The sequence below is a fragment of the Pedobacter sp. UYEF25 genome (assembly GCF_054061655.1).
The window spans coordinates 12,178-38,751 of record NZ_JBSSEL010000006.1; the positions used below are offsets into that span (position 1 = coordinate 12,178).

Consider the following 26,574-nt stretch of genomic DNA (forward strand, 5'->3'; position numbering starts at 1 on the left):
ATTTCAATCTAATTATTTTTGAAAATCCAGCGCTACAAAAACTGGCAAATGATCTGAAAAATAATGTTGGTTTTTGCTATCAGATAGTACGGCAAATTTTTCTACTTTAAAACCTTTGTTAACAAAAACATAATCTATTCTATCTTTTAAAGGGCTATCGAATTGAAAATTGTTAAAGGTGCCTTCCGGACCATAAGGTTGCGCTATAGACACCTCTTTTGCATCGCTTAAAAAAGATTTTATAGTGGCAATCGCTTCTGTTTCTGGCGTTACGTTTAAGTCGCCAGTAAAAACAACAGGTAATTTTGGCGCTATTTCCTGGATTTTTTGTTTTATGAGTTTTGCAGATTCTATTCTCGCTTGCACACCTATATGGTCATAGTGGGTATTGAAAACGAGAAACGCCTTTTTATTTTTCTTGTCATAGAGTTCAACCCAAGTACAAATCCGTTCTAAGGCTGCATCCCATCCTTTAGATGGGACATTTGGGGTGGTAGACAGCCAAAAGTGACCGCCATCTTTCTTTATAAACCTGTCTTTGTCATAGTAGATGGCAGAAAATTCACCTTTGCGTTTTCCATCATCCCTTCCAACACCCTCCGCCTTAAAATTTGAATTTTCTAATAATTGGTCAAATTGTATAGCCAAGGCTTCTTGTACGCATAAAATATCTGCATCGTGAAATTTAACGAGCGCCTTTACATTCTCCTTTCTATTTGGCCACGCGTTAATTCCATCGCCAGGATTGTTATATCTAATGTTGTAGGTGATGATTTTAATGGGTGTCTGCGCTAGGGCGTTTAGAGTAAGTGCAAAAAATAAACTAAAGATAAAGGTGCTTTTCATTGTTTTTGTGGTTTGTGGTGATGGTTAAATCAAATCTTCGTCTTTGTAACTGTAGTATTTATTACCTGCAAAAATAAGATGATCAACAATATATAGGTAAAGTAATTTTCCCGCTTCCACTAAACTTTTGGTTAATCTGTTGTCAGCTTCGCTCGGGGTTAAATTTCCAGAAGGATGATTATGAGCTAGCACAATTCCTGCTGCATTTTTTTCTAGCGCAATGTGAAATATTATTTTGGGATCGGCAACGGTTCCCGCTTGGCCACCTTTACTTATAAGATATTTGCCTAAAATACCGTTTGCCCGATTTAATAAAATTATCCAAAATTCCTCATGATTTAAATCTGCGAAGACATGATCTAAATAATTGAAGATGTCTCTAGAACTTGAAACTTTTACAATAATTTCGGCATCCGTTTCTTTCCGTCTGAGACCTAATTCTAGGGCCGCAATAATGGAAATGGCTTTCGCTTCGCCGATTCCTTTAAAGCTAGAAAGATCTGCAATGCTTGCTTTCCCTAATTTGGTTAAATTATGATCATAGAAAGCCAAAATCCGTTTACTCAGATCTACCGCAGATTCTGTTAAATTACCGGAGCCAATTAAAATAGCAACAAGTTCTGCGTTGGTTAGATGTCTGCGTCCATGTAGCAACAGTTTTTCGCGCGGTCTGTCTTCTTCCGCCCAAAATTTGATTCCTAATTTCTGCCCGTATTCATCCATTTTTAGAAATAAAAACGACGCCGAAGAAAGGCATCGCTTCTAATATCGTAAAAAAAATTAATCAAATTGAACTTCCTGTTTTATATCTGTCTTTTTATCTTCTGAAGACAGCTGTTTGTAATGGATTAAGGTGTAATGGATTTTAGGTCAAAAAAAAAACGCCGCATAAATTATGCAGCGTCCTTAATATCGGTAAAAAACTAGCTCAAACCGTTAACAAATTTTGTTAACTTTGATTTGTTATTTGCTGCTTTATTCTTGTGAATTACATTTTTCTTTGCTAAACGGTCTAGCATAGAAACAATCTTAGGCAAAAGTTCTGATGCAGATTTTCTATCCTCAGAAGCACGCAACCTTTTAATAAAGGTACGGGTGGTTTTCGCTTGATATCTATTACGTAAGCGTTTTGTAGCGTTTGATCTAATTCTCTTTAATGACGATTTATGGTTTGCCATGCTCTTTAGCCTTTTATTTTGTCTTAATTTGCCCCTTCTTATCGGGGTTGCAAATATATGATTTATGTTCTTAAATTACAAAACGTTTTTGTTTTTTTTTATCAAGCCAAAATGATCGTGCAAAACCAACGAAAAAAACATGTTCAAAGCTAGAAAACAACTGGGAACAATAACACATATCAGCGTTAAATTTTTAATTTAAAATATTACTTTTGATGAAAATCCCAATGTAGTGAGAAAGAGAATTGCCATTTTTGCCTCGGGTTCTGGCTCGAACGCCCAAAAAATAATGGAACATTTTAAGCACAGTATTGATGCTGAAGTTTCATTGGTGCTTACCAACAACGCAGATTCGTACGTGCTGCAACGTGCCGATAATTTTGAAATTCCAAGCCACATCTTTGATAGAAATGAACTGTATGGCTCAGAAAATGTGTTGTTGCTGTTAAAAAATTTGGAAATAGACTTTATCGTTTTGGCTGGCTTTCTTTGGCTATTGCCAGAAAACATTATAGACACCTATCCCGGTAGGATAATAAACATTCATCCGGCAGTTTTACCGAAATTTGGCGGTAAGGGCATGTACGGAGATAAAGTACATCTTGCGGTGCTGGCAGCTAAAGAGCGTGAAGGCGGCATTACCGTTCATTATGTAAACAAACAATATGATGAGGGCGAATACATTTATCAGGCTAAATATAAAGTAGAGCCAAACGATACGTTAGAAATGGTAAAATTTAAAGGGCAGCAGCTAGAGCACTTGCATTATCCGCGTATTGTAGAAAATCTTATTAAAAAGCTGAAAAAGTAGGAATCTGTTAATTACCGAAGGCGATTTGATGTACGAGCAATTGTAAGAACTATTAATAATTTTACACTATAGCGCTTCAATTGCTGTTAAAAACGCCCTAAAATTGTTGCCAAAAATGAACGCTCTAAAATCTGCCGACTATTTTATTTTTGTTCTAGAAAGTCGCCAAAAAAACAATCTGATTCACTAACTTTGCGGCTCAAAATTTTGCGTCCTAATGAGTGAAAAAATCAAAATTAAAAATGCTTTAATTTCAGTATATTATAAAGATGGACTAGCTCCTTTAGTCGAATTTTTGGCCAAAAACGGCGTTCAATTATTCTCCACCGGTGGAACAGAACAATTTATAAAAGAATTAAATTTACCGGTAACTGCGGTAGAAGATTTAACCGGCTATCCATCCATTTTAGGTGGACGTGTTAAAACCTTGCACCCAAAGGTATTTGGTGGTATTTTAAATAGGCGCTCCTTAGATGAAGACCAAAAACAGATATCCGATTATGAAATCCCGGAGATTGATTTGGTTATCGTAGACTTATATCCTTTCGAAGAAACGGTCTCCAGCGGTGGTGAAGAAGCAGATGTGATAGAGAAAATTGATATCGGGGGAATTTCTTTAATTCGTGCCGCAGCAAAGAACTTTAACGACGTTGTAGTGTTGGCTTCGAAAAATGATTATGGCCTTTTACTTTCCCAGCTGCAGGCACAAGACTGTGCCACAACAAGTGCACAACGGAAAGAGTTTGCAAAAAGAGCTTTTCACATCTCGTCGCATTATGACACCGCCATCTTTAATTATTTTAATACAGAAGATCCTTTACAGGTTTTTAAACAGAGCTTAGCAGAGGTAAAAACGTTGCGATATGGTGAAAATCCGCATCAACAAGGCTATTTTTATGGCGATTTAGATGCGATGTTTTCCAAGCTAAATGGAAAGGAACTTTCTTACAATAATTTGGTAGATGTTGATGCAGCGGTTGCCTTAATGGATGAATTTGATGAGCCGACCGTAATCATTTTAAAACACACCAACGCTTGTGGCGTAGCTTCTAGAAACACGCTTTTGCAAGCCTGGAAAGATGCGCTAGCCTGCGACCCAGTTTCTGCTTTCGGCGGCGTTATCATCACCAATCAAAAAGTAGATTTGGCTACGGCTGAAGAAATTAATAACCTCTTCTTTGAAGTCTTAATTGCCCCCGAGTATGAAACAACTGCTTTGGAGCTTTTTGCAAAGAAAAAAAATCGGGTCATTTTAAAACGCAATGAAGTTCAACTAAGCAAGAAGCAATTTAAAACGCTTTTAAATGGTGTGATAGAACAGGATAAAGATTTGGTTATAGAGGCAGGAGATCAAATGACGGCAGTAACGGATAAAAAACCAACCGCACAAGAATTAAAAGATCTGTTTTTTGCAAATAAGCTGGTTAAACACACTAAATCCAATACCATTGTGCTGGTTAAAGACAATGTATTGATTTCTAGCGGCGTTGGGCAAACCTCTAGGGTAGATGCTTTGAGGCAAGCGATAGATAAGGCTGCTTCTTTTGGATTTAGCATTGAGGGTGCTGCCATGGCTTCTGATGCATTTTTTCCTTTCCCAGACTGCGTGGAAATTGCTGCAGATGCCGGCATAACTTCTATTTTACAACCTGGCGGATCTATTAAAGATGCAGATTCTATCGCCATGGCAAACGAAAAAGGAATTTCGATGGTAACTACCGGAATTAGACATTTTAAACATTGAGAAAGGACCTGCCTAAATAGCTAAACAATAAATACTTGTTTTAATTTGCTACATAATAGGCAGTAACTCAGAGATAGTTATATAGAACACAATAAAAAGTCTAATTTTGCATTAGCTTTTATATAAATTATAAAACATGGGATTATTTAATTGGTTTACGCAAGAAGTTGCCATTGATTTGGGAACGGCGAATACCTTGATTATACATAACGATAAAGTGGTTGTTGATGAGCCATCTATTGTTGCATTTGACCGGACTACCAATAGAGTTATTGCCATTGGTAGGCAAGCGATGCAGATGGAGGGTAAAACACACGACAACATAAAGACAGTTAGGCCACTGAAAGATGGGGTTATAGCAGATTTTAACGCTGCTGAAGCGATGATAAAAGGAATGATCCGTATGCTAAACGGTGGCAAAGGATGGATGTTCCCATCTTTACGGATGGTTATTTGTATCCCATCTGGCATTACCGAAGTTGAAAAACGTGCTGTTCGAGATTCGGCTGAAATTGCTGGTGCGAAAGAGGTTTATCTGATTCATGAACCTATGGCAGCTGCTGTTGGAATTGGTATCGATGTAGAAGAACCGATGGGAAACATGATTATAGACATTGGCGGTGGAACAACGGAAATCGCAGTAATTGCATTGTCTGGTATTGTTTGCGATCAGTCTATCCGCGTTGCAGGAGATAATTTCGACTCTGATATTGTAAACTACATTCGCCGTCAGCACAACATTATGATTGGTGATCGTACCGCAGAAAAAATTAAAATTGAGGTGGGAGCCGCTTTACCAGAATTGCAAGATCCCCCTGCAGATTTCGCAGTGCAAGGAAGAGATTTGATGACAGGGGTGCCTAAGCAGATAACAGTTTCATACACAGAAATTGCCCATTGCTTGGATAAATCTATATCGAAAATAGAAGAAGCGATTTTGAAAGCCTTGGAAATTACACCCCCAGAACTGTCTGCAGATATTTACCAAACAGGCATTTATTTAACAGGCGGTGGTGCATTACTTCGCGGACTAGACAAGAGGATTGCTTCGAAAACTAAATTGCCTGTACACGTAGCAGAGGATCCACTTCGTGCGGTAGTACGCGGTACGGGTATTGCCCTTAAAAACATTGGTGGATACAAATTTTTAATGCAATAATCAGCGTTATACGTTATGAGTTATGAGTTCTACGTCTTGTAACTTACAGCGTACTACTTATAACTTATCACCTAAATGCGTAACCTCTGGATTTTTGTAAGTAAGTACAACGCATTTTTTCTGTTCCTCTTTTTTTTTAGTTTAGGGATTTTTTGTACGGTAAAGAACAATGCATATCAGCGCACCGTTACCTTTAACTCCACAAATGAAGTCGTTGGTAATGTTTACCAAAACTTTAGTGTTTTAAAGCGCTATCTAAACTTGGGTAAGGTAAATGACAGTTTAGCTGCAGAAAATGCGAAGTTAAAAACAACACTTCTTGTCCTTAACACCATAGATAGCGCAAAAGATACCAAAGTTATAGACACCTTTAGCCATCAACAATATACCTATCTAGCCGCTAAAGTCGTTAAGAATTCGATTACTTTGCGCAATAACATCATGACGATTAATAAGGGTACTGCCGACGGAATAGCTATCGGAATGCCCGTTATTTCATCTGGAGCGGGTGTTGTCGGTTTTATCAGAGATGTTTCTCTACATCTTGCGACCATACAATCGTTGCTGCATAAAGACACACGAATTAGTGTTATGCTCCAAAAAAACAATGCATTTGGCTCTCTTGTATGGGGTGATGGCAACTTCGACATAAAAAAAGCGTACATTAAGGAGATACCAAATCACATTAAAATGAAAGTCGGAGATACCGTTGTAACTTCGGGCTTTGGCTCTTTCCCTGCTGGTATACTTGTAGGTAAAATTAGCAGAACAGATGTTTCTACCAACGATAATTTTTTATCTGCAGAAATTGCGTTAGTGAACGATTTTAGCACGTTACAGTATGTGTATGTAATTAAAGACAAGCTTGCACAAGAACAAAAAGATTTAGAAAGCGAAGTAAAAAAATAAATGAACAGTAGGATATTAATCGTAAATATTTTAAGGTGGGTAATATTGTTGTGTGTGCAAATATTTTTGCTCAAAAACATGGGTTTTTACGACCTATCCACGCCCTTTATTTATGTGCTTTTTTTGTTGCTCTTACCATTCAAGACCCCTAATCTTTTACTTTATCTTTTAGCATTTGGGACAGGCCTTACGCTGGATTCTTTCTACGATACCATGGGCGTACATGCAACTGCCTGCGTAGTTTTGGCATTTGTGAGGATATCTTTTATTAATGTGAGTTTAAATAAAGATACATTAGATGAACCCGAGCCTTCCTTAAAATATATGGGACTTCAATGGTTTTCGCTATATGCATTTCTTTGCGTCATTACCCACCACCTTGTTTTGTTTTTTTTAGAGAGTTTTAGATTAACAGAAGTTGTTTACACATTAATTAGAACCGGCCTAAGCGTGGTGTTTACGATGGTACTTATTTTATTGGTGGAATTTATTTTCTATAGGAGGAAAGTACGCTAATGGAACAATTATTTAATCGAAAATATGTCATTCAGGGGCTTTTTATCGTAGTGGTAATTGCCTTGTTAGCTAAGCTATTTTACATTCAAATTGCAACCGATAAGTATTTCCTCTCAGCCGAAAGCAATGTTTTGCGAAAAATATACAAGTATCCTGCGCGAGGTGCGATTTTAGATCGCCATTTAAAGGTCATCGTACAAAATGAACCAGTATATGATTTGATGGTTTTACCTAACGATGTGAAACCTTTTGATACTGTAGCACTGGCAAATGCACTTGACTTAACTGTTGCTGGAGTGAGGTTAAGGCTAAAAAAGGCAACAGCACAATCAAATTATAGATATACGCCATTTGAACGTCAGATCAGTATCCAGAGTTATGCAAAATTACAGGAAATTATTTACCGCTTTCCAGGTTTCAGCACACAGGATAGAACTGTGAGGCAGTATCCCGATAGCATTGCAGGTCAATTGTTTGGTTACGTAAAAGAAGTTGATTCTACTGATATCGCAAATTCGGAAAATTATTACAATTTAGGTGATTTTATAGGTAAAAGCGGTTTAGAGAGGTCGTACGAAGATAGATTAAGAGGCGAAAAAGGAGTTACTCGAATGGTTTACGATGTGCACAACACTCCGCAAGGAAGTTATGCAGATGGAAAATACGATATAAAAGCAGAATCTGGTGATCGTCTAATTACTGGGCTCGACATGCGAATACAGAGACTGGGAGAGGAATTAATGCAGAATAAAGTGGGTGCAGTTGTAGCGATAGAACCATCTACGGGTGAGATTTTGGCCTACATAAGCAGTCCAAGTTATGACCCTAACAAATTGGTTGGTAAAGATTGGGGAAACAACTACATGGACCTTTTGAGAAATCCTTATCGCCCGTCTGTAATTCGACCCATTATGGGCTATTACCCTCCGGGTTCTTCATTCAAACCAGTCGATGCATTAATTGCGCTTCAAGAAGGGGTGATAGATAGTGGCACTCACTTTTACTGCCCAGGTTACTTTCAAGCCGGAAATCATCGGGTGAAGTGTGAACACGTGGATGGCAGCATTGGTTTAGAAAGAGGAATTGCCCGCAGTTGTAACACTTATTTTTGCCATGTGTTCCAAAAACTGATTACCAAAAACGGAATGAAAAACCAGCGGCAAACGTATCAAGATTGGCACGATAAGGTTGCCAAATTTGGTTTCGGAGAAGAATTGGGTATTGATGTTCCCTTTGAAAGACCGGGGTATTTTTACAATGCTTCACATTATAATAAAATTTATGGCAAGTATTGGGGCTACAGTACACTCATATCCCAGGCCATCGGACAGGGAGAAATCACCTCTACTCCGATTCAAATGGCAAATGTAATGGCCGCTATCGCCAATCGAGGATTTTATATCACTCCACATTTTATTAAGGCTATAGGGGAAGAAAACCTTGTTCCAAAAAAATACATCACAAAACATTACGTAGGAGTCGATGAAAAATATTTTTCGCCGGTTATACAAGGAATGCAAGACGCCGTAAATAGCTCTTGGGGTACCGCAACGCTTTCAAGAATACCCAATATTTTGATGTGTGGTAAAACTGGTACTGTCCAAAATCCACATGGTAAAAATCACTCCGTCTTCGTTGGTTTTGCGCCAGAGGTCAATCCAAAAATTGCCATTGCTGTAATTGTAGAAAATGCAGGCTACGGAAGTACATATGCGGCACCGATAGCCAGCTATTTGGTAGAAAAATATCTAACCGGAGAGGTGAGTGGCTCTAGAAAACAGGAAGTTGAGTGGATGAAAATCAAAAACTTACTTCCAGATTTGAAAGTAAAAAAACTAAGCAAAACAGATAGCATAGCTTTGCAAAAAACACGAGAAATTAAACAAGCAAAAGATAGCCTCAAAAAAGCGACTAATACTGCGTCAGTAGATTCTGCCATGCAGCGCGCTTCGAGGGTATTTAAATTCATAGAAAATTAAAATGGAACAGTCAAAAAGCCGATTTTTTTTAAATGTCGACTGGATTACCGTATTGATCTATCTAGCCCTCTGCGCAATAGGTTTCATAAATATCTACGCGTCTATTCCCGAAAAAACCGTTGCTTTTAACTTTTCCTCACTTTATGGCAAACAGCTTATTTATATTGTAACAGGGTTAATTTTAGGACTCTCTATTTTGCTCTTTGACGCCCGGATCTTTAGTGTTTTTGGGCCAGTTATCTATGGCGTAACCATTTTGCTATTGATTGCTGTATTGTTTGTAGGAAGAAATGTTGGAGGTAACCAAGCCTGGATTCCGCTAGGCTCGTTTAGATTACAACCCTCAGAATTTGCTAAATTTGGAACGGCACTCCTGTTAGCGAGGTACGTTGGTTCTTTTAATCCTAAATTTAACAACTTCAAATCCATTTTCTTTGCAGCATTAATTGTTTTTATTCCGCTGCTGCTAATTCAATTGCAACCAGATACTGGCTCAGCATTGGTATTTTTAGCCTTTATGTTTCCGCTATATCGCGAGGGACTTTCGGGTTATTTTTTACTCATTTTTTTAGGAATGATTGTGCTTTTTATCGCAGATTTTTTAGTTCCAGTTGGAATTTTGATCGCAATAATTTGCACTGTGGCAGCTCTCTTCGTCTATGCAAATAAACGCCGAAGACAGGCGCTGGTTGTTACTGTATTGGTCGCGTTACTCGCAATCGGTTATTTATTTTTAGTGAAATTTGCGTACACAACTGTTTTAGAGCCTCATCAACGAAGTAGAATTGAATTGATGTTGGGCCTAAAAACTGATAATAAGGGGGCCGGATATAATGTCATCCAGTCTCAAATTGCCATTGGTTCGGGACAAATAACAGGACGGGGGTTTTTAGAAGGTACGCAAACCAAATACGGTTATGTACCCGAGCAAAGTACAGATTTTATTTTCTCTACCATTGGCGAAGAATGGGGATTTTTAGGCTGTTCGGTAGTCATTGGACTGTATCTTTTTCTACTCCTGCGGGTCGTAAACTTAGCAGAACGTCAAAGGTCTGCGTTTTCCAGGGTTTACGGCTACTGCGTAGCGAGCATCTTATTTTTTCACGTATTTATAAACATCGGGATGACGGTTGGCATCATTCCAGTAATCGGCATTCCTCTGCCGCTAATAAGTTATGGCGGCTCCTCACTGTGGAGCTTTACCATCCTCTTGTTCATCTTTTTAAAACTCGATTCTAATAGAATGGGATACATTTAACCCAGCTAGCAAGTGTTGGCTAACAATCCGTTTTTAATAAAAAATTCACTTTTCTCTACATTGCTATTAATAATATTTGTTGTTAAAACTTCTACCTCCCAGCCAATTCTATCACTTCCAAGTTTTCTATCTTTTCTCCGTTGATCTTAAAGCGGATGAGCGTTCGGACTTTATGCCATCCCTGTTTGCCTGCAGCACCCGGATTTATGTGGAGACATTTTATTTTATCATCAAATATTACCTTTAAGATATGACTATGGCCAGTAATGAATAATTTAGGAGGATTGGTATAAATCTCGGGCGTTACATTTTTGCTGTATCGTCCTGGATAACCGCCGATATGCGTCATCCAAACATCTACTCCTTCGCACATAAAACGGTTATGTTCAGGAAAATCGGAAGTGATTTTTTGATCGTCGATGTTGCCAAATACCCCACGAAGTGGTTTAAAGGCGGCCAGTTTATCTGCTACATCTGCTCCGAAATCACCCACATGCCAAATTTCATCGCATTGGGCAAAATGAGTAAAGACAGCTTCATCTAAAAAACCATGCGTATCAGAAATTAAGCCTATTTTCTTCATTGTAAAATTATATTGAGAAATTGTGGTAGTGTTAAATTGTTGTGCGCTTTGGTCTTTGCTCTTTGTTCTTTACTCCTTTTTCTTTTACCCTTATCCTCAAAATGCTAAAAAAAAGTCCTTCAACAAAACCTTATATTCTTGCGTATGCACATTGAGCGATTCATAAATATAAAAATTGCGCTCTACAATGGTGGTTTCTTCTCGACCAAAACACAAAATATGGCGCACTGCAGCTTTTGAATGATCGGAACAAATTTGCACCTTTTGAGACAAGAACAAATTTTTCTGTACCGCTAACTCGATGAGCATGTCGGCTGGCTTCACAGGTAGAATCACCCAAAACAAACCTTGTTCCGAGAGAAGTTCAGCGATTTTATCTATTAATAGTTCGAAGAAATCACCTTCTGCATGTCTGGCGATTCCTTTTTTAAAATCTGTATTTTTTAAATCATTGGTAAAGAAAGGCGGATTGGAAACAATCAAATCAAACTGCCTAGCGGTCCCAAAATATTCGATTGCAATGTGCTCTACAGATAATTGAGGATCAAAGACAGATTTTTCAAAATTGACAGCCGCAGTGATCGAAGCTTCTTTATCTATTTCTACCGCTTTAATAGTCGCATTTGAAAATCTTTGCGCCAACATCAATGCAATTACTCCAGTTCCTGTACCAATATCCAGAATATTTTTTGGATCAGGATGATTTGCAATAGCACCAATCAACACGCCATCGGTATTAATTTTCATCGCACAACCAGCCTGGCTCACTTCAAATTGCTTAAATCTGAATACTTTTTCGCTCTTCATACCATCAAATCTGCAGGTTGCCTATTCGTCTTACCTTCTTGTTCAGGGCCAAAAGTATATGGAATAAGTAGGAACTGAAAGGAGTTTTAACATTTAAAATCGTAAATTCGCATCTTCAAAAAAAAGCCATGATCCACTTTTTCCTCGACGACAAAAAAACAGTTTTTCTAGTTCAAACCAGCGAAAACTTCTCTGATGCTAATGCAGCAAAACTAGAGTGGTTATTTGCGGGTGCCAAGCTTCAAAAAAGCGAAAACTTAGTCGGGATTTTTGTTGGTCCGCGGGCAGCAATGATCACTCCTTGGAGCACCAATGCCGTAGAGATTACCCAGAACATGGCGATTGAAGGCATCATTAGAATAGAGGAATTTAAAGAAGTGCAGGCAGATTTTTCTGACTATGACGCCATGCTTTTCCAAAAGTACGATGGTTTAGATCAACACATATTTACCATAGACATTCAACCTGAACCGATTTTAGAAATAACAGACATTGCTGCATACAACAAGCAAGAAGGCTTGTCTTTAAGCGACGATGAGGTAAATTATTTGGTCGAATTAGCAAACAAAATTAAAAGACCGCTGACCGATTCGGAAGTTTTTGGCTTTTCGCAGGTAAATTCTGAGCATTGCAGGCATAAAATTTTCAACGGCAAATTTGTGATTGATGGAATAGAGCAGCCGAGTTCTCTGTTTAAACTTATCCGCAATACCTCAGAAAAAAATCCAAACGATATTGTTTCTGCTTACAAAGACAACGTAGCGTTTGTAAAAGGTCCGAGGGTGCAGCAATTTGCGCCAAAACGCGCAGATGTAGCAGATTTTTACAAAACAAGCGATTTTGATTCCGTTATTTCCATCAAAGCAGAAACTCATAACTTCCCAACTACGGTAGAGCCATTTAACGGAGCTGCTACCGGTGCGGGTGGAGAAATTAGAGATCGATTAGCAGGCGGCCAGGGCTCTTTGCCTTTGGCAGGAACGGCAGTTTATATGACCGCGCTTTCTCGTTTAGAAGACAATCGTTCTTGGGAAAAAGGTGTTGAAGCACGGGAATGGCTGTATCAAACGCCGATAAACATCTTAATAAAAGCATCAAACGGTGCCTCAGATTTTGGAAATAAGTTTGGGCAACCACTTATTACGGGCTCAGTCCTTACTTTCGAACATGACGAAAGTTCTGATGGTGCTGAAAACGCTAGAGCAAGAGTTTTAGGTTACGATAAAGTAATTATGCTTGCTGGAGGCGTTGGTTATGGCAAAGCCGATCAAGCTCAAAAGAAAAAGCCACAAGAAGGTGATAACATTGTTATTCTTGGTGGAGAAAATTATAGAATCGGAATGGGCGGCGCCGCAGTTTCTTCTGCAGATACGGGTCAGCATGGCACTGGCATTGAATTAAATGCCATCCAAAGATCTAATCCGGAAATGCAAAAACGTGCAGCGAACGCGGTACGCGGTATGGTAGAAAGCGATCATAATCCAATTGTTTCTATACATGACCATGGTGCAGGCGGACACTTAAATTGCTTATCGGAATTGGTAGAAGAAACCGGGGGTTTGATTAATTTAGATAAACTGCCTGTTGGCGATCCTACCCTATCTGCAAAGGAGATTATAGGAAATGAGTCGCAAGAAAGAATGGGCTTGGTTATTGGAAATGACGACTTGGACACGCTACAGAAAATTGCGGATAGGGAACGCTCGCCGATGTATACCGTGGGAAAAGTAACCGACAATCATAGTTTTACCTTCAAATCAGAAACATCAGGCATTAAGCCGATGGATTTGGCAATGGAAGATATGTTTGGCAGCTCACCAAAAATTGTGATGGAAGATAAGACCATCGACAGAAAATATGCTGCATTAGATTACGATGCCTCAAAACTGAATACGTATTTAGAACAAGTTTTACAACTCGAAGCCGTTGCTTGTAAAGATTGGTTAACCAACAAGGTAGATCGTTGCGTTGGCGGACGTGTTGCAAAACAGCAATGTGCCGGACCGTTGCAACTGCCACTTAACAATTGCGGCGTAACTGCCTTAGATTTCCAGGGAAAAGAGGGAATTGCAACAGCTATTGGGCATGCTCCGATTTCTGCGTTGATAGACCCTGCGGCGGGCAGTAGAAACGCCATCGGCGAATCGTTATCGAATTTGGTTTGGGCGCCGTTAAAAGACGGTCTAGATAGTGTTTCGCTGTCTGCCAACTGGATGTGGGCATGCAAAAACGAAGGTGAAGACGCACGGTTATATAAAGCGGTTGAAGCCTGCGCTAATTTCGCAATCGATTTAGGAATCAACATTCCGACAGGAAAAGACTCTTTATCGATGAAACAAAAATATAAGAACGGAGATGTAATTGCTCCCGGAACGGTAATTATTTCCGCGGCTGGCAACTGTAATGATGTGCGAAAAGTAGTCGAACCAGTTTTGCAAAAAAACGGAGGTGCTATTTATTACATTAACCTTTCTAACGATAGTTATAAACTAGGCGGTTCTTCTTTTGCACAGATTCTAAATAAAATCGGCACTGAAACGCCTGATGTTAAAGATGCCGATCGCTTTAAAAAAGCGTTTAATGCCATTCAACACTTAATTGCAGCAGGTAAAATTCAGGCTGGGCACGATGTTGGAAGTGGTGGTTTAATCACTACGCTTTTGGAAATGTGTTTTGCAGATCAAGAGTTAGGCGCTTCTTTAGACTTATCGCCTTTGGCAGAGCAAGATGTTATAAAATTACTTTTCGCAGAAAATATTGCAGTAGTTTTTCAAGCAGACGCTTCCGCTGAGGAAATCTTGGCTAAAGCAGGAGTTGAATTTCATAAAATCGGTGAGGCAAAGTCTTTACCTACCGTGGAAATCAAAAACTTCGATGAAAATTTGAGCTTTGATGTTGCAGATCTTCGAGATGTTTGGTTCAGAACTTCTTATCTGCTTGATGAAAAACAAACTGGCGCTGGTTTGGCAAAAGAGCGCTTCCACAATTATAAAAATCAACCCCTCAAATATAACTTTCCAGCGCATTTCGATGGAAAAAAACCGAATCTAGAGACTTTAGGAAAAGTAGGAAGCAGACCTAAAGCGGCAATTCTTAGAGAAAAAGGCAGCAACAGCGAACGCGAGATGGCAAATGCCATGTTTTTAGCTGGGTTCGATGTGAAAGATATCCACATGACGGATCTAATTAGCGGTCGGGAAAACTTAGAAGACATTCAATTTATTGGTGCGGTTGGCGGTTTCTCCAATTCTGATGTGTTAGGATCGGCTAAAGGCTGGGCTGGAGCATTTTTATATAACGAGAAAGCCAAAACAGCGTTAGAAAATTTCTTTGCCAGAGAAGATACCTTATCTGTTGGTATATGCAACGGTTGTCAGTTATTTATAGAATTGGGTTTGATAAATAAAAACCATACCGAAAAGCCTAAAATGTTGCACAACAAAAGTGGCAAGCACGAAAGCATTTTTACTTCGCTAACCTTGCAAGAAAATAATTCTGTAATGTTGTCTAGTTTGGCAGGAAGTACTTTAGGCGTTTGGGTTTCGCATGGAGAAGGGCAGTTTTCGCTTCCGAATGACGAGGGTAAATACAATATTGTTGCCAAGTACGGCTACGAAAGTTATCCTGCAAATCCGAATGGATCTGATTACAACACCGCCATGATCTGTGATGAAACTGGCAGACATTTGGTGATGATGCCGCACATCGAGCGTTCACTGTTCCAATGGCATTGGGCGAACTACCCAAAAGGTCGTAACGACGAAGTTTCTCCTTGGATGGAAGCGTTTGTTAATGCAAGAAAATGGGTAGAAAGAATTCGGAAGACAAAGGTCGGAAATTAGAAACTCGATTAGTCGGTTAGTTGTTTAGAATTAAAGTAGACCGTTGGAAGTCAAACGCGGTTTCCTGTGTTAGGAAGGGTTAGGTGGAACTTTTTCCATAAAATTTTCATGCTTTCTCCTGCATTCATACTTCTTAACTCATGCCGGCATTCTTATCCTGAAGCAAAATCGGGATAAGCCTGCTTTCCATGATAACTCTATTTGGTAAAATACAAAGAAAGGGTACCATTCCAATCGGGAGCGCTAGCGTGTTGGCCAACAATTTTACTTCATAACCTTTGTTATAAAGACGTGGGAGAATCCTACGCACTTAAAACTAAAATCTTATTTGCTAAAAATGAAAGATGATTGTTTTGGGCACTTTTACCCGCTTTCCCTTTTATTTTTCTGTGTTCAAGAAACAAATAAATGATGTCATTCTGAGCAGCGCGCCGGCGTGTTGTTAAAAACTTTTATAAAAAAAGTTGGATATAAGAAGAAATCAGCAAACTAAAATTAGTCCATGCTCCCTTACTTCAAACAGCTTTCGTTGGTTGTTTTCCTGTGTTTACAGTTAAGTTACTTAAGCCAACTCTTCCCATATACTTTAAGAAAAAGGTTTGGTTGACTAAGGCGCATTTAAATATTTCTTTTTTACAGGTAATGTAAGCACTTATTAATGAGTTCGAAGCGCGATTAATCTTCTGCAGAAATCAAAATAATTTCATCATCAGTTAATTTGATCAATCGTTCTTTATAAAGCGCCCCAATGGTCTTTTTGAAGACACTTTTACTAATTTGAAAACGCAGGTAAATGTCTTCTGGATGGCTTTTGTCGCCTAAAGAAATAATTCCACCGTGTTTTTTCAGCTCGGCCAGAATCATATCCTTCGAACTGAGAACATGCCCATATCCGCTTGGCTGTAATGTAAGATCTATCTTTTCATCGACACGAATTTTCTTTATCCAACCTTTACGTCTATCCCCAACTTTTACCTCAGTAAAAACTTCATTGAAGAAAAGTAAACCAATGTATTTATTGTTAATAACAGCATTGTATCCTAAATCGGTTTCCTCGGTGATGAGTAGATCTACTTCGTCACCTTCCTCAAAATCGAAAGTTTCATTTTCCACAAAATCATACAGTCTTGAGGAAGCTAAAAGTCTGTCATTCCCTTCATCTAAGAAGAGAAAAACGACGTGTTTTTCTCCTTTACGCATAGGTCGAAGCTGTTCTTTTGCCGGCACATAAATGTCTTTATCGATTCCAAGATCCATAAATGCACCATCTTCACCATCTGCGACAACTTTCAAAAAAGCAAAATCGCCAACAGATCCATGTGCTTTTTGAGTAGTCGCAGTAAGTTTTCCATCCTTCTGCACAAATACAAAGACATTAAGATTGTCACCGATTTCTGCGTCTTTCGGTACGTGCAGATAGGGCAATACCACCAATTTATCGCCGTCCGTTAAATTAATGCCTGCTTCGGTCTTACTTACAATACGCAGTTCATTATAGCTTCCAATATTCATGTATCTTGCAAAAATGTTTCCTGACAAAGTTACATTAAGTAAATCTAAATATAGACAGCTTTGACGAGATTGAAGAAGGTCATTTGGTCAATTCAGTAGTCAATAAATTCATTTGATAACAGTTAAATGATTTTTTATGCTATGGATTTTCTAGATAATTCGATTAAATTTGACCGTCAATAAATATGGCGCATCAAAAATGAAAGAAACCAGGAAGTCAAAAAAACCCAATCTTTTTAGTCTGCTCGGATCTTACAAAGGCTCAATTTTTTTACTTCTAATTTTTGCCCTTCTCAGCAATGGTTTAAACCTTGTAATCCCACAAATAATTGCAAAAGGAATAGATTCTTATACGGCTAAAACGTTTCAAGTAAAGCCAATTATGATAGAATTTTTGATCGCAATCGTTCTGGTTTTTATCTTCACCTATCTACAAAGCATCGTCCAGACGTTTGCATCAGAACGTGTGGGCAGAGATTTACGGAATAGACTGTCAGATCAAATATCCAGACAAAGTCATGCGTACATATTAGATGCGAACCCTTCTAAGTTACTCACCAATCTGACTTCTGACGTAGATTCTATCAAACTTTTTGTCTCACAGGCCATCGTATCGATTGCCTCTTCAATTTTTATTATTTTCGGTGCTAGCATTTTGTTATTGACGATTAACTGGAAGCTAGCTCTTTGTGTGATTGCAATTGTACCATTGATCGGTTTTGCATTTTTCTTTGTATTAAAAAAGGTTAAAATCCTGTTTACAGAAAGCAGGGCAGTAATAGATTGGCTTAACAAAGTAATTAGCGAGAGTATTTTAGGGGCTTCGCTTATTCGAGTAATCAATTCTCAAACGTTAGAGTACAATAAATTTATTGAAGCAAATGGCCGGGCTAGAGATATTGGACTATCTATTTTAAGGTTATTTGCGGCCCTAATTCCAATTATAATTTTTGTAGCAAATATGGCAAGTTTGACCATTTTGGTGCTTGGTGGACATTTTGTAATTGTAAACGCAATGACCTTAGGCGAATTTACCGCCTTTAGCAGTTATTTATCTATGCTTATTTTTCCGATTTTAGTGATTGGATTTATGAGCAATGTTATCGCGCAAGCTACAGCTTCATTTCAAAGAATCGAAACTGTCTTGTCTGCTCCAAAAATCGATCATCCAGGGACAAATGAAACAGCATTAAAGGGTAATTTAGAAGCAAAACACATCAATTTAAGTTTTGGACAGAAACCTATTTTGAAGGACATTTCTTTTAAAATAACAGCAGGGTCAAAAACGGCGATTATTGGGCCTACCGCTGCAGGAAAAACGCAACTTCTTGGCATTCTAGCTGGATTAATTCCCCCTAATAGTGGAGAAATCCTATTAGATGGCATCGATTTGCAGCAATATAACCAAGAAAACTTTCACAAATATGTAGGTTTCGTTTTTCAGGATAGCATTATTTTTAATATGAGTATTAGAGAAAATATTGCTTTTAGCAAAACCGTAACCGACGAAGATTTAGAAAAAGCGGTAGAAACCGCCGAGCTTAAAGATTTTATAGATGCGTTACCTGATAAATCGGATACGATTGTTTCTGAACGGGGAAACAGTTTATCTGGCGGACAAAAGCAACGAATTATGCTTGCAAGGGCTTTGTCCATTAATCCGACATTACTATTCTTAGATGATTTTACAGCAAGAGTAGATGTCAATACCGAACAAAGAATTTTAAAGAAAATTTCTACAAACTACCCTAATTTAACGCTTGTTTCAGTTACTCAAAAGATTGCTTCAGTAGAAAATTACGACAAAGTGGTGCTTTTAATGCAGGGCGAAAAAATTGCTGAAGGAACCCATAAAACGCTTTTGGAAACGAGCCCCGAATACATTCAAATTTACAATTCGCAACAAAGTACCAGCAACTATGAACTACAATCTTAATGATATAAACGCTGGACAGGAAAAACAGTCGACCTTAAAGGCTGTTAAGCGATTACTACAACTTATTTCTGCAGAACGGCGCACATTATGGATCGGTTTAGTTGTTATTCTTGTTAATTCCGGCTTATTACTGCTTGGTCCACTTATTATTGGCCACACAGTAGATGCTTACATCCGTACCAAGCAGTTTAATGGAGTGCTGTTGTCTGGTAGTTTTTTGTTGGGAATTTATATAATTGCCATGTTTACTGGCTACACGCAAACTAAATTAATGGGCGGCGTCGGTCAGCGGATGCTCTATACTTTACGAAATGCCATATTTAACAAATTGCAGGAGTTGCCAGTTTCTTTCTTTAATGAGAACAAAGCGGGCGACCTCATTTCGAGGGTAAATAATGACACCGATAAACTAAACCAGTTTTTTTCTCAGTCGCTCATGCAATTTATCGGCAGCATTGCCACCATCATTGGAGCAGGCATTTTTCTATTGTCGATCAATCCAGAACTTGGCCTTGCGGCTTTAATTCCTGCTATATTTATTGTACTTTTCACAGCCATACTTTCTCCTTGGGTAAAAAGAAAAAATGCTAAAAGTTTAAAAAGCACAGGCAGCTTAAGCGCCGAAATTCAGGAAAGTCTTAATAATTTTAAAGTAATTATTGCCTTTAATAGGAGAGATTATTTTAGAAAACGTTTCGAAGATGCAAACGAAGAAAACTATAAAATGGCGGTTGGAGCTGGACTTTCAAACAATATTTTCGTTCCAGTCTACGGATTATTCTCCAGTGCAGCTCAATTAATTGTTTTGTTGTTCGGAATTTATTTAATTTCTATCGGAAGTTTTACGCTCGGATTATTGGTAAGCTACATCGCCTATACCACAAGTTTTTACAATCCTTTGCGACAGTTGGCAGCTTTATGGACGAGTTTTCAAGTAGCAATGGCAAGTTGGGATAGGATTTCTCAGATATTATTGTTGCAAACCGATTTGGTAGAAATCAATGCTCCGCAGTCCGAAACATCAGATGCGCTGCTAGAATTCCGTCACGTACATTTCGGTTATGATGAATCTAAAGAAATATTACATGATGTAAACCTAAAATTCGAAAAAGGAAAAACTTATGCATTAATTGGACCAACAGGCGGCGGAAAAACGACTACCGCATCGCTTATTTCTAGGTTATATGATGCCACAAAGGGAACCATTTTTCTGGAGGGAAAAGACATCAGAACATATTCTGCCGACGAAAGAAGCCAGAAAATTGGTTTTATTTTGCAGGAGCCCTTTCTATTTTCGGGAACTGTAAAAGACAACATTTTATATGGGAACAGCAATTATAGAAATTCGACCGATGCCGAGTTGGAAAAAATAATATCAGACGCGCACCTTGGCGCTTTGTTAGCCATTTTTGATGAGGGTTTAAAAACTGAAGTCAACCCTTTATCCGATAACATTAGTTTGGGTCAAAAACAGTTAATCGCGTTTATGCGAGCTGTATTAAGAAATCCTGCATTGCTTATTTTAGACGAAGCAACGGCTAATATTGACACCATAACTGAGCAATTATTGAGCAGCATTTTAAACAAGTTGGCAAAGGAAACCACATTAGTCATTATTGCGCATAGATTGAACACCATAGAAAATGCCGACGAAATTTATTTTATAAATGATGGCATGGCTCAACGTGCGGGTACTTTTACTGAAGCCTTAAATATGTTGGTAAAAGAAAAAAGGGCATCTTAAATAGTTATATTATTATCCAAAACTATAAACTGTTAAGTTAAGGCTAGCAGACTGGGAATGGCAAATTAACCTAATCTATTTTCTTTTAGGAATGCACTTTAGGCGTTTTTACAACCGTTTCGCTTTATCTTTAGTTTATGACGAGGGTTAAAACGACACAATACCGTTTCAATCCTTAGCGCTGGCAAATTGCCGAAAACACATCATGTCAGGAGAAAAAATGAAGTTTAATCACAAAATTAAAAAAGACGCCTATCTTTAAACCCTAGTTTGTCTTGGAAAAACACACACTTGATCAGTTAATTTAATTCAAATGAAAGAAGAATTCTCAAGTTTAACCAAAAGCAACAGGTTATCAGCAATTAGCAATTTGCACAAAGACGTAAGCACCCCTATGCCTAAAAACCACTCTTATCAATTTACCGTTAATAGATTATCGTTAAAGCTGCTAACTTTTAACCGATTGGGATCAGCATCGACTTTTATTATTGCGTTGACGCTTTTGCTATCCTCTTTCACAGCATTTTCGCAAACGTTAAAGACCCCTCTTTTTATTCAAGACAGCCTAAAACTTATTTCAAATCAATTTAAGTTTACAGAGGGTGCTTCGGTAGATAGAAAAGGAAATGTGTTTTTTACCGATCAACCGAATAATACCATATGGCAGTATAGCATTGAGGGAAAACTTAGTTTATTTTTAAGTCCTGCAGGCAGGGCAAATGGAACCATGTTTGATAAAAAAGGAAACTTAATTGTCTGTGCCGATGAGCACAATCAGATTTGGTCAATTAATAAAAACAAAAAAATTGAGGTTTTGCTAAATAATTTCGAAGGCAAAAACCTAAATGGGCCAAATGACGTTTGGATAGATGCCAATGGCGGTATTTTTTTTACTGACCCCTACTACCAACGAGATTACTGGACTAGAAAATCTGCAGAGCTACATAGTGAATCGGTCTATTATTTATCAAAAAGTTCTCATAAAGCCAAACTTGTTGCCAATGGTTTAAAACAGCCAAATGGTATTGTTGGTACGCCTGACGGTAAATACTTGTATGTGAGTGATATTGGTGCGTGGAAAACGTACCGGTATACAATAGGTGCAAATGGCAAATTAACCGATCGCGAATTAATAATCAACGAAGGGTCGGACGGGATGACTTTAGATGCAGCAGGTAACATCTACCTCTCTGGAAAAGGGGTAACTATTTTTGATAAACAAGGGATTAAAATTGGGCATATAGACGTGGCTGAAGAGTGGGTAGGAAATCTATGTTTCGGCGGAAAAGACAAAGATGTACTCTTTATTACCGCATCCAAATCCTTGTATAAAATAAAAATGGCTATTAAAGGGGTCGAGTAGGTTATAAATTTTTGAAATGGCAGATTGTCGTTTCGCTCATTACTTATTTAACTTTAAATTTCCATTGTGTAAAATCGAAGTATACAATCCTAAGTTTTTAGCGTCTGATATTATTTTATCTTTCCTAAAATTTTGTACCTTTTTAAACCCATCAATTTAATTTTCTGTTGCTTTACAATCTGGTACAAACTATCCGGATAATAAATAAGGGTATCGTTGGAATGGTAAAGTAGGTTTGCGTTAGCAATTATAACTTTAATTTTCGCCACTTTACCTGACCTATTTGATATTGCAACCTCTTTTACGGGAATCTTATCATTAGCGCTAAAGTAACGAGTATCATTGCCAGTTTTCTCAATTTTAAAAGCACCTTTCCAAGCACTTTTATTAATGTCGGCATCTGTAAAAATTGCTAGTTCTCTAGTCCAATCTTTAACCACCAGTTTTTTTTTCTCACTCTTTCCATCTATCGAAACGATTTTTTCTACCATTGGTTTTTCGGAATTGTAGCGATTAACTTCTTTCTCAAAATAACCCTTTAAATCAAAATAATCGTTGTTAATCGCCGCTTTAACCGTTTTTTCCGGTCTACAGGAAAAAACGGCTAAGGCTAAGAGAAGTAAAGATATTTTTTTTGCCATTATATTAATACATTTCCAGTCATTTCTTTTGGTATAGGAATGCCCATCAGCGTTAAAATGGTAGGCGCAACATCACCAAGTTTCCCATCGGCTATGGTTTTGAAATCGTCATCTATCAAAATGCAAGGCACCAAGTTAGTGGTGTGGGCGGTATTTGCAGACCCATCGTTATTTTTCATGTACTCAGAATTTCCGTGATCGGCGAGGATGATGAATGAATAGCCATTCTCTATTCCCTTTGTTATAACTGCCTGAGCACATTTGTCGGCCATTTCTACAGCTTTAATTACCGCTGAGAAGACACCTGTATGTCCAACCATATCAGGATTGGCAAAATTCAAACAGATAAAATCTGCCCATTTGGTCTCCATTTCTTTGGTAATGGCTTCAGTAATTTCCCTTGCACTCATTTCAGGCTGCATGTCATAGGTGGCCACTTTTGGCGATGGAACTAAAATCCTCCTTTCGTGCTCAAATTCAGTTTCCCGTCCACCAGAGAAGAAAAAAGTAACGTGTGGATATTTTTCTGTTTCAGCAATTCTAATTTGATTTTTATGATGCATGGCTAAAATTTCCCCCAAGGTAGAACGAAGATCATCTTTAGTGAAAATGACTTTTACTTTTTCAAAACTCTCATCGTAAGTAGTCATTGTTAGATAATATAAATCTAGCTTCTGCATGCCTTGTTCAGGAAAGTCTTTTTGGGTCAAGGCCTGGGTAATTTCTCTACCTCTATCTGTACGAAAGTTGAAACACAATACCACGTCACCTTCTTTTATAGTAGCCATTGGCGCTCCGTCGGCAGTTGTTACAACAATAGGTTTTACAAACTCATCAGTAATTCCGCCATCATAACTTTGTTGTATGGCTTCTAAGACATCTGTCGTTTTTTCTCCGGTGGCACGTACCATCAAATCATATGCTTCTTTTACGCGCTCCCACCTATTGTCCCTGTCCATTGCATAATATCGGCCAACTACCGAAGCAATTTTTCCTGCGGAAGTTCTTAAATGGTCCTTTAAGTCAGTTATAAAGCCTAATCCGGAATTAGGGTCTGTGTCTCGTCCATCTAAAAATGCATGAATAAATAGATTCTCTATATTGGCAGTCTGAGCAGCATCGCAAAGTCCTTTCAAGTGTCTAATGTGTGCATGTACCCCTCCATCAGAAACCAGGCCAATAAAATGTACCGATTTTTTATTTTTTTTCGCATAGTCAAATGCGTCAACTAAGGTTTTATCCTTTTGTAAACTACCTATCTCAATTGCTTTATTAATTCTACCGAGTTCTTGATAAACAGTTCTTCCTGCACCTAAATTCATATGCCCAACTTCAGAATTACCCATTTGTCCGGCGGGTAATCCTACTGCTTCTCCAGACGCTTCTAATTTAGAATTAGGATAATTAGCTATCATAGAATCAAAAAACGGCGTATTTGCAGCAAATGCAGCATCTGATTCATCTTTTTTTCCATAGCCCCAGCCATCTAATATTACTAAAGCGACTTTCTTATTTTCTTTCATCGTATAAAATTTCTATAATTTTAGAAAACCTTTTTTATCCAAAGGTGTTCTTATCAAACTTTACGCAAATATAACCTATCTAGCCAGAAAGCAAATTCTAATGTTTCTTTTTCTGACTTTAATGGCATCATTTTAGCTGATGTTTCCCCACAAGCCAAAGGGATGATTAAAAGCCTACTATATTTATTTATCGGAATTTCTACATTTTACGGTCACGCGCAGGCACAAAAGGATGTTATTGACAGTCTTTCTCAGTATTTTAAAGCTGGGAATGAGAAAGAAATTGGTAAAAGCTTTGCGCCAACCTTAGAGTTAATTTTAATTGACGAAGAAGATGTATACTCTAAAGTGCAGGGTGAACAGATCATAAAAGATTTTTTTCTTAAATATCCACCAATTAAATCTGTTGTTACGCACAAAATAAATAACAATCAAAATTATAGATTCGGAGTGTTGACGCTCACAACCGCAAAGGGAATTTTCAGAATTTCGATCACGCTTAAAAAAATCGATAAAGATTTTTTAGTAACTGAGCTTAGAATAGAACCTTCGAAAGAAGAATAAAGCATAATTTGAAAACATACATGAAGCCTTAATTGCCAGCTCATAAATATTTTATATTTTTGCTCGCAAATCATGATGTACGAAAAAGCAATAAACGATTTTATTAGAAATGCAGTTGCCGAAGACATTGGCGATGGCGACCACACCTCTTTATCTACCATCCCACAGCACACCAAGGGGAGCGCACAGCTGATAATTAAGGAAGATGGGATTTTAGCGGGCGCAGATCTTGCTGTTTCCATCTTTAATTATATCGATAGCGAGTTAATTGTACAGTTGCTAAAGCACGATGGTGACTTAGTAAAAGATGGAGATATTGCATTAACTGTTAGTGGGAATACACATACCATTCTACTAGCCGAGCGTTTGGTACTCAACTGCATGCAACGCATGAGCGGAATTGCTACGAAAACAAATCATCTTGTTACGCTGCTTAAAGGGACGAACACTAAGATATTGGACACGCGAAAAACGACTCCAGGACTTAGGTTTTTAGAAAAATGGGCAGTTAGAATAGGAGGAGGCGTAAATCATAGAATGGGCCTATATGATATGATTTTAATAAAGGACAATCATGTAGACTATGCAGGCGGAATTGAACATGCAATTTTAGCAGCTAGGAAGTACCTAGAAGGCAACAAAAAAAAACTCGAAATAGAAATCGAAGTAAGGAATTTGGAAGAGCTGACAAGTGTACTTAAAACTGGCGGTATAGATCGGATAATGCTTGATAATTTTAGTTTGAAAAATTTAAAAATAGGGGTTGAGCTCATTGCTGGTAAATATAAAACCGAAGCTTCTGGTGGGATCACAGAAGATACAGCTAGGAAATACGCAGACTGTGGCGTAGACTTTATCTCAATTGGTGCCCTAACACATTCTGTTAAGAGTTTAGATATGAGCTTAAAAGCATTTTAAGTTAATTTGCAGCAGTTATGATTGCTTATTTTTTGTATAATTGTAGGTTATGATCACAGTTTACTCGCTGGGTGCACTTTTACTTGCCTATTTACTAGGTTCTATACCAACCGCCGTCTGGCTCGGCCAAGCGTTCTACGGAATAGATGTAAGAGAGTATGGAAGCGGTAACGCTGGTGCTACAAATACCTTTAGGGTATTGGGAAAAAAGGCAGGTATTGCTGTGATGACCATAGATATTGCTAAAGGATTTACAGCGACCAAACTAGCCGCTTTTATTGGATTTTCTATTACAGGTCCACATCATTCTGCTCAATATGTTAATTACGAACTTGCCCTTGGCGTTACCGCTGTAATGGGGCACTTATTCCCAATTTTTGCAGGATTTAGAGGTGGTAAGGGAGTGGCTACACTTTTAGGGATGATTTTAGCCGTGAACCTGGAAGCGGCTTCACTTTGTATATTGGTTTTTATTGTCGTGCTGCTCATTACAAACTATGTGTCTCTTAGCTCTATTTGTGCAGGATTTACGTTTCCTTTAAGCGTGGTATTTATTTTTCAGTCTTCTATAAAATCTGAAGTACTGTATGGAATGTGCGTCTGTATTTTAATACTTGTTACCCACCAGAAAAATCTGGAACGTTTATTAAAGGGTAAAGAATCTAAGGTTTATCTGTTTAGGAAGAAGATTAAATAAACAAATTTTCGGCCGAAAATTATTAGGCACAATACTTGTTTAAT

Annotated in this window: 22 protein-coding genes; 14 read left to right on the forward strand and 8 right to left on the reverse strand. The window is 38.1% G+C overall.

Annotated features, from left to right (window positions below; translation table 11 throughout):
- Positions 1–12 precede the first annotated feature (12 nt).
- From ACVWYG_RS07505 to rpsT, 3 genes are all read right to left on the reverse strand, one after another.
- Positions 13–846 (reverse strand): endonuclease/exonuclease/phosphatase family protein, encoded by an 834-nt coding sequence (locus ACVWYG_RS07505; protein ID WP_457269557.1) that lies wholly within the window; start codon positions 844–846, stop codon positions 13–15.
- A 24-nt stretch (positions 847–870) separates the two neighbouring features.
- Positions 871–1,569 carry a RadC family protein gene (gene radC, locus ACVWYG_RS07510; RefSeq protein WP_457269558.1) on the reverse strand — a complete coding sequence of 233 codons (699 nt, stop codon included), beginning with the start codon at positions 1,567–1,569 and terminating at the stop codon, positions 871–873.
- A 200-nt stretch (positions 1,570–1,769) separates the two neighbouring features.
- The gene (rpsT, locus tag ACVWYG_RS07515) at positions 1,770–2,024 is read right to left on the reverse strand and encodes a 30S ribosomal protein S20 (RefSeq protein WP_457269559.1); all 255 of its coding nucleotides are present in this window, start codon (positions 2,022–2,024) and stop codon (positions 1,770–1,772) included.
- 232 nt (positions 2,025–2,256) lie between these two features.
- Here rpsT and purN point away from each other — a divergent pair, with 232 nt between their 5' ends.
- The 7 genes from purN (at position 2,257) to rodA (ending at position 10,400) form a co-directional block, all read left to right on the forward strand.
- On the forward strand, positions 2,257–2,835 hold the full coding sequence (gene purN, locus ACVWYG_RS07520) for a phosphoribosylglycinamide formyltransferase (protein ID WP_457269560.1): 579 nt from the start codon (positions 2,257–2,259) through the stop codon (positions 2,833–2,835).
- A gap of 217 nt (positions 2,836–3,052) precedes the next feature.
- On the forward strand, positions 3,053–4,579 hold the full coding sequence (gene purH, locus ACVWYG_RS07525) for a bifunctional phosphoribosylaminoimidazolecarboxamide formyltransferase/IMP cyclohydrolase (RefSeq protein WP_457269561.1): 1,527 nt from the start codon (positions 3,053–3,055) through the stop codon (positions 4,577–4,579).
- A 136-nt stretch (positions 4,580–4,715) separates the two neighbouring features.
- The gene (locus tag ACVWYG_RS07530; RefSeq protein ID WP_457269562.1) at positions 4,716–5,738 is read left to right on the forward strand and encodes a rod shape-determining protein; all 1,023 of its coding nucleotides are present in this window, start codon (positions 4,716–4,718) and stop codon (positions 5,736–5,738) included.
- A 75-nt stretch (positions 5,739–5,813) separates the two neighbouring features.
- Entirely contained in the window at positions 5,814–6,647 is an 834-nt protein-coding gene (gene mreC / locus ACVWYG_RS07535) for a rod shape-determining protein MreC (protein ID WP_457269563.1), read from the forward strand.
- The gene (locus ACVWYG_RS07540) at positions 6,648–7,163 is read left to right on the forward strand and encodes a rod shape-determining protein MreD (protein ID WP_457269564.1); all 516 of its coding nucleotides are present in this window, start codon (positions 6,648–6,650) and stop codon (positions 7,161–7,163) included.
- On the forward strand, positions 7,163–9,142 hold the full coding sequence (gene mrdA / locus ACVWYG_RS07545) for a penicillin-binding protein 2 (protein ID WP_457269565.1): 1,980 nt from the start codon (positions 7,163–7,165) through the stop codon (positions 9,140–9,142). Before ACVWYG_RS07540 ends, mrdA begins: the two co-directional genes overlap by 1 nt.
- Before the next feature lies 1 nt (position 9,143).
- Positions 9,144–10,400, forward strand: a complete 1,257-nt coding sequence (gene rodA, locus ACVWYG_RS07550) for a rod shape-determining protein RodA (RefSeq protein WP_457269566.1) — start codon at positions 9,144–9,146, stop codon at positions 10,398–10,400.
- 91 nt (positions 10,401–10,491) lie between these two features.
- On the opposite strand, the gene ACVWYG_RS07555 is transcribed toward rodA, so the two are convergent.
- The gene (locus ACVWYG_RS07555) at positions 10,492–10,983 is read right to left on the reverse strand and encodes a metallophosphoesterase family protein (RefSeq protein WP_457269567.1); all 492 of its coding nucleotides are present in this window, start codon (positions 10,981–10,983) and stop codon (positions 10,492–10,494) included.
- 96 nt (positions 10,984–11,079) lie between these two features.
- A complete protein-coding gene (locus tag ACVWYG_RS07560) occupies positions 11,080–11,790 on the reverse strand; it encodes a tRNA1(Val) (adenine(37)-N6)-methyltransferase (RefSeq protein WP_457269568.1) in 711 nt (236 codons plus the stop codon).
- Positions 11,791–11,918: 128 nt separating this feature from the next.
- On the opposite strand from ACVWYG_RS07560, the gene purL reads away from it, so the two are divergent.
- On the forward strand, positions 11,919–15,632 hold the full coding sequence (gene purL / locus ACVWYG_RS07565; protein ID WP_457269569.1) for a phosphoribosylformylglycinamidine synthase: 3,714 nt from the start codon (positions 11,919–11,921) through the stop codon (positions 15,630–15,632).
- A gap of 675 nt (positions 15,633–16,307) precedes the next feature.
- Here purL and ACVWYG_RS07570 read toward each other — a convergent pair.
- Complete coding sequence (locus ACVWYG_RS07570; RefSeq protein WP_457269570.1) at positions 16,308–17,144, reverse strand: CvfB family protein; 837 nt, start codon at positions 17,142–17,144, stop codon at positions 16,308–16,310.
- Between the two features lie 199 nt (positions 17,145–17,343).
- Here ACVWYG_RS07570 and ACVWYG_RS07575 point away from each other — a divergent pair, with 199 nt between their 5' ends.
- The 3 genes from ACVWYG_RS07575 to ACVWYG_RS07585 all read left to right on the forward strand — a co-directional run bounded on the left by ACVWYG_RS07575 (position 17,344) and on the right by ACVWYG_RS07585 (position 22,187).
- Positions 17,344–19,080 carry an ABC transporter ATP-binding protein gene (locus ACVWYG_RS07575; protein ID WP_457269571.1) on the forward strand — a complete coding sequence of 579 codons (1,737 nt, stop codon included), beginning with the start codon at positions 17,344–17,346 and terminating at the stop codon, positions 19,078–19,080.
- Entirely contained in the window at positions 19,064–20,824 is a 1,761-nt protein-coding gene (locus ACVWYG_RS07580) for an ABC transporter ATP-binding protein (protein ID WP_457269572.1), read from the forward strand. The genes ACVWYG_RS07575 and ACVWYG_RS07580 overlap by 17 nt, the downstream gene beginning before the upstream one ends.
- Before the next feature lie 313 nt (positions 20,825–21,137).
- Positions 21,138–22,187, forward strand: coding sequence for an SMP-30/gluconolactonase/LRE family protein (locus tag ACVWYG_RS07585; protein WP_457269573.1), 1,050 nt, complete (start codon positions 21,138–21,140; stop codon positions 22,185–22,187).
- Positions 22,188–22,297: 110 nt separating this feature from the next.
- On the opposite strand, the gene ACVWYG_RS07590 is transcribed toward ACVWYG_RS07585, so the two are convergent.
- Positions 22,298–22,828, reverse strand: coding sequence for a hypothetical protein (locus ACVWYG_RS07590; protein ID WP_457269574.1), 531 nt, complete (start codon positions 22,826–22,828; stop codon positions 22,298–22,300).
- Positions 22,828–24,351 carry a 2,3-bisphosphoglycerate-independent phosphoglycerate mutase gene (gpmI, locus tag ACVWYG_RS07595; protein ID WP_457269575.1) on the reverse strand — a complete coding sequence of 508 codons (1,524 nt, stop codon included), beginning with the start codon at positions 24,349–24,351 and terminating at the stop codon, positions 22,828–22,830. The genes ACVWYG_RS07590 and gpmI overlap by 1 nt, the downstream gene beginning before the upstream one ends.
- A gap of 162 nt (positions 24,352–24,513) precedes the next feature.
- Between gpmI and ACVWYG_RS07600 the strand changes: the two genes are divergently transcribed.
- The 3 genes from ACVWYG_RS07600 to plsY all read left to right on the forward strand — a co-directional run bounded on the left by ACVWYG_RS07600 (position 24,514) and on the right by plsY (position 26,530).
- A complete protein-coding gene (locus tag ACVWYG_RS07600) occupies positions 24,514–24,915 on the forward strand; it encodes a DUF4783 domain-containing protein (protein WP_457269576.1) in 402 nt (133 codons plus the stop codon).
- Between the two features lie 75 nt (positions 24,916–24,990).
- Positions 24,991–25,833, forward strand: a complete 843-nt coding sequence (gene nadC, locus ACVWYG_RS07605) for a carboxylating nicotinate-nucleotide diphosphorylase (RefSeq protein ID WP_457269719.1) — start codon at positions 24,991–24,993, stop codon at positions 25,831–25,833.
- Between the two features lie 49 nt (positions 25,834–25,882).
- Positions 25,883–26,530, forward strand: coding sequence for a glycerol-3-phosphate 1-O-acyltransferase PlsY (gene plsY, locus ACVWYG_RS07610; protein ID WP_457269577.1), 648 nt, complete (start codon positions 25,883–25,885; stop codon positions 26,528–26,530).
- Positions 26,531–26,574 lie beyond the last annotated feature (44 nt).

Coding starts and splice junctions, on each gene's coding strand:
- mrdA (WP_457269565.1), top strand. CDS start 7,163: ATGGAACAATTATTTAATCGAAAATATGTCATTCAGGGGCTTTTTATC.
- ACVWYG_RS07555 (WP_457269567.1), bottom strand. CDS start 10,983: ATGAAGAAAATAGGCTTAATTTCTGATACGCATGGTTTTTTAGATGAA.
- rodA (WP_457269566.1), top strand. CDS start 9,144: ATGGAACAGTCAAAAAGCCGATTTTTTTTAAATGTCGACTGGATTACC.
- ACVWYG_RS07530 (WP_457269562.1), top strand. CDS start 4,716: ATGGGATTATTTAATTGGTTTACGCAAGAAGTTGCCATTGATTTGGGA.
- plsY (WP_457269577.1), top strand. CDS start 25,883: ATGATCACAGTTTACTCGCTGGGTGCACTTTTACTTGCCTATTTACTA.
- purL (WP_457269569.1), top strand. CDS start 11,919: ATGATCCACTTTTTCCTCGACGACAAAAAAACAGTTTTTCTAGTTCAA.
- gpmI (WP_457269575.1), bottom strand. CDS start 24,351: ATGAAAGAAAATAAGAAAGTCGCTTTAGTAATATTAGATGGCTGGGGC.
- ACVWYG_RS07585 (WP_457269573.1), top strand. CDS start 21,138: ATGAAAGAAGAATTCTCAAGTTTAACCAAAAGCAACAGGTTATCAGCA.
- rpsT (WP_457269559.1), bottom strand. CDS start 2,024: ATGGCAAACCATAAATCGTCATTAAAGAGAATTAGATCAAACGCTACA.
- ACVWYG_RS07505 (WP_457269557.1), bottom strand. CDS start 846: ATGAAAAGCACCTTTATCTTTAGTTTATTTTTTGCACTTACTCTAAAC.
- ACVWYG_RS07540 (WP_457269564.1), top strand. CDS start 6,648: ATGAACAGTAGGATATTAATCGTAAATATTTTAAGGTGGGTAATATTG.
- nadC (WP_457269719.1), top strand. CDS start 24,991: ATGTACGAAAAAGCAATAAACGATTTTATTAGAAATGCAGTTGCCGAA.
- ACVWYG_RS07575 (WP_457269571.1), top strand. CDS start 17,344: ATGAAAGAAACCAGGAAGTCAAAAAAACCCAATCTTTTTAGTCTGCTC.
- ACVWYG_RS07600 (WP_457269576.1), top strand. CDS start 24,514: ATGATTAAAAGCCTACTATATTTATTTATCGGAATTTCTACATTTTAC.
- radC (WP_457269558.1), bottom strand. CDS start 1,569: ATGGATGAATACGGGCAGAAATTAGGAATCAAATTTTGGGCGGAAGAA.
- ACVWYG_RS07580 (WP_457269572.1), top strand. CDS start 19,064: ATGAACTACAATCTTAATGATATAAACGCTGGACAGGAAAAACAGTCG.
- ACVWYG_RS07590 (WP_457269574.1), bottom strand. CDS start 22,828: ATGGCAAAAAAAATATCTTTACTTCTCTTAGCCTTAGCCGTTTTTTCC.
- purH (WP_457269561.1), top strand. CDS start 3,053: ATGAGTGAAAAAATCAAAATTAAAAATGCTTTAATTTCAGTATATTAT.
- ACVWYG_RS07560 (WP_457269568.1), bottom strand. CDS start 11,790: ATGAAGAGCGAAAAAGTATTCAGATTTAAGCAATTTGAAGTGAGCCAG.
- mreC (WP_457269563.1), top strand. CDS start 5,814: ATGCGTAACCTCTGGATTTTTGTAAGTAAGTACAACGCATTTTTTCTG.
- ACVWYG_RS07570 (WP_457269570.1), bottom strand. CDS start 17,144: ATGAATATTGGAAGCTATAATGAACTGCGTATTGTAAGTAAGACCGAA.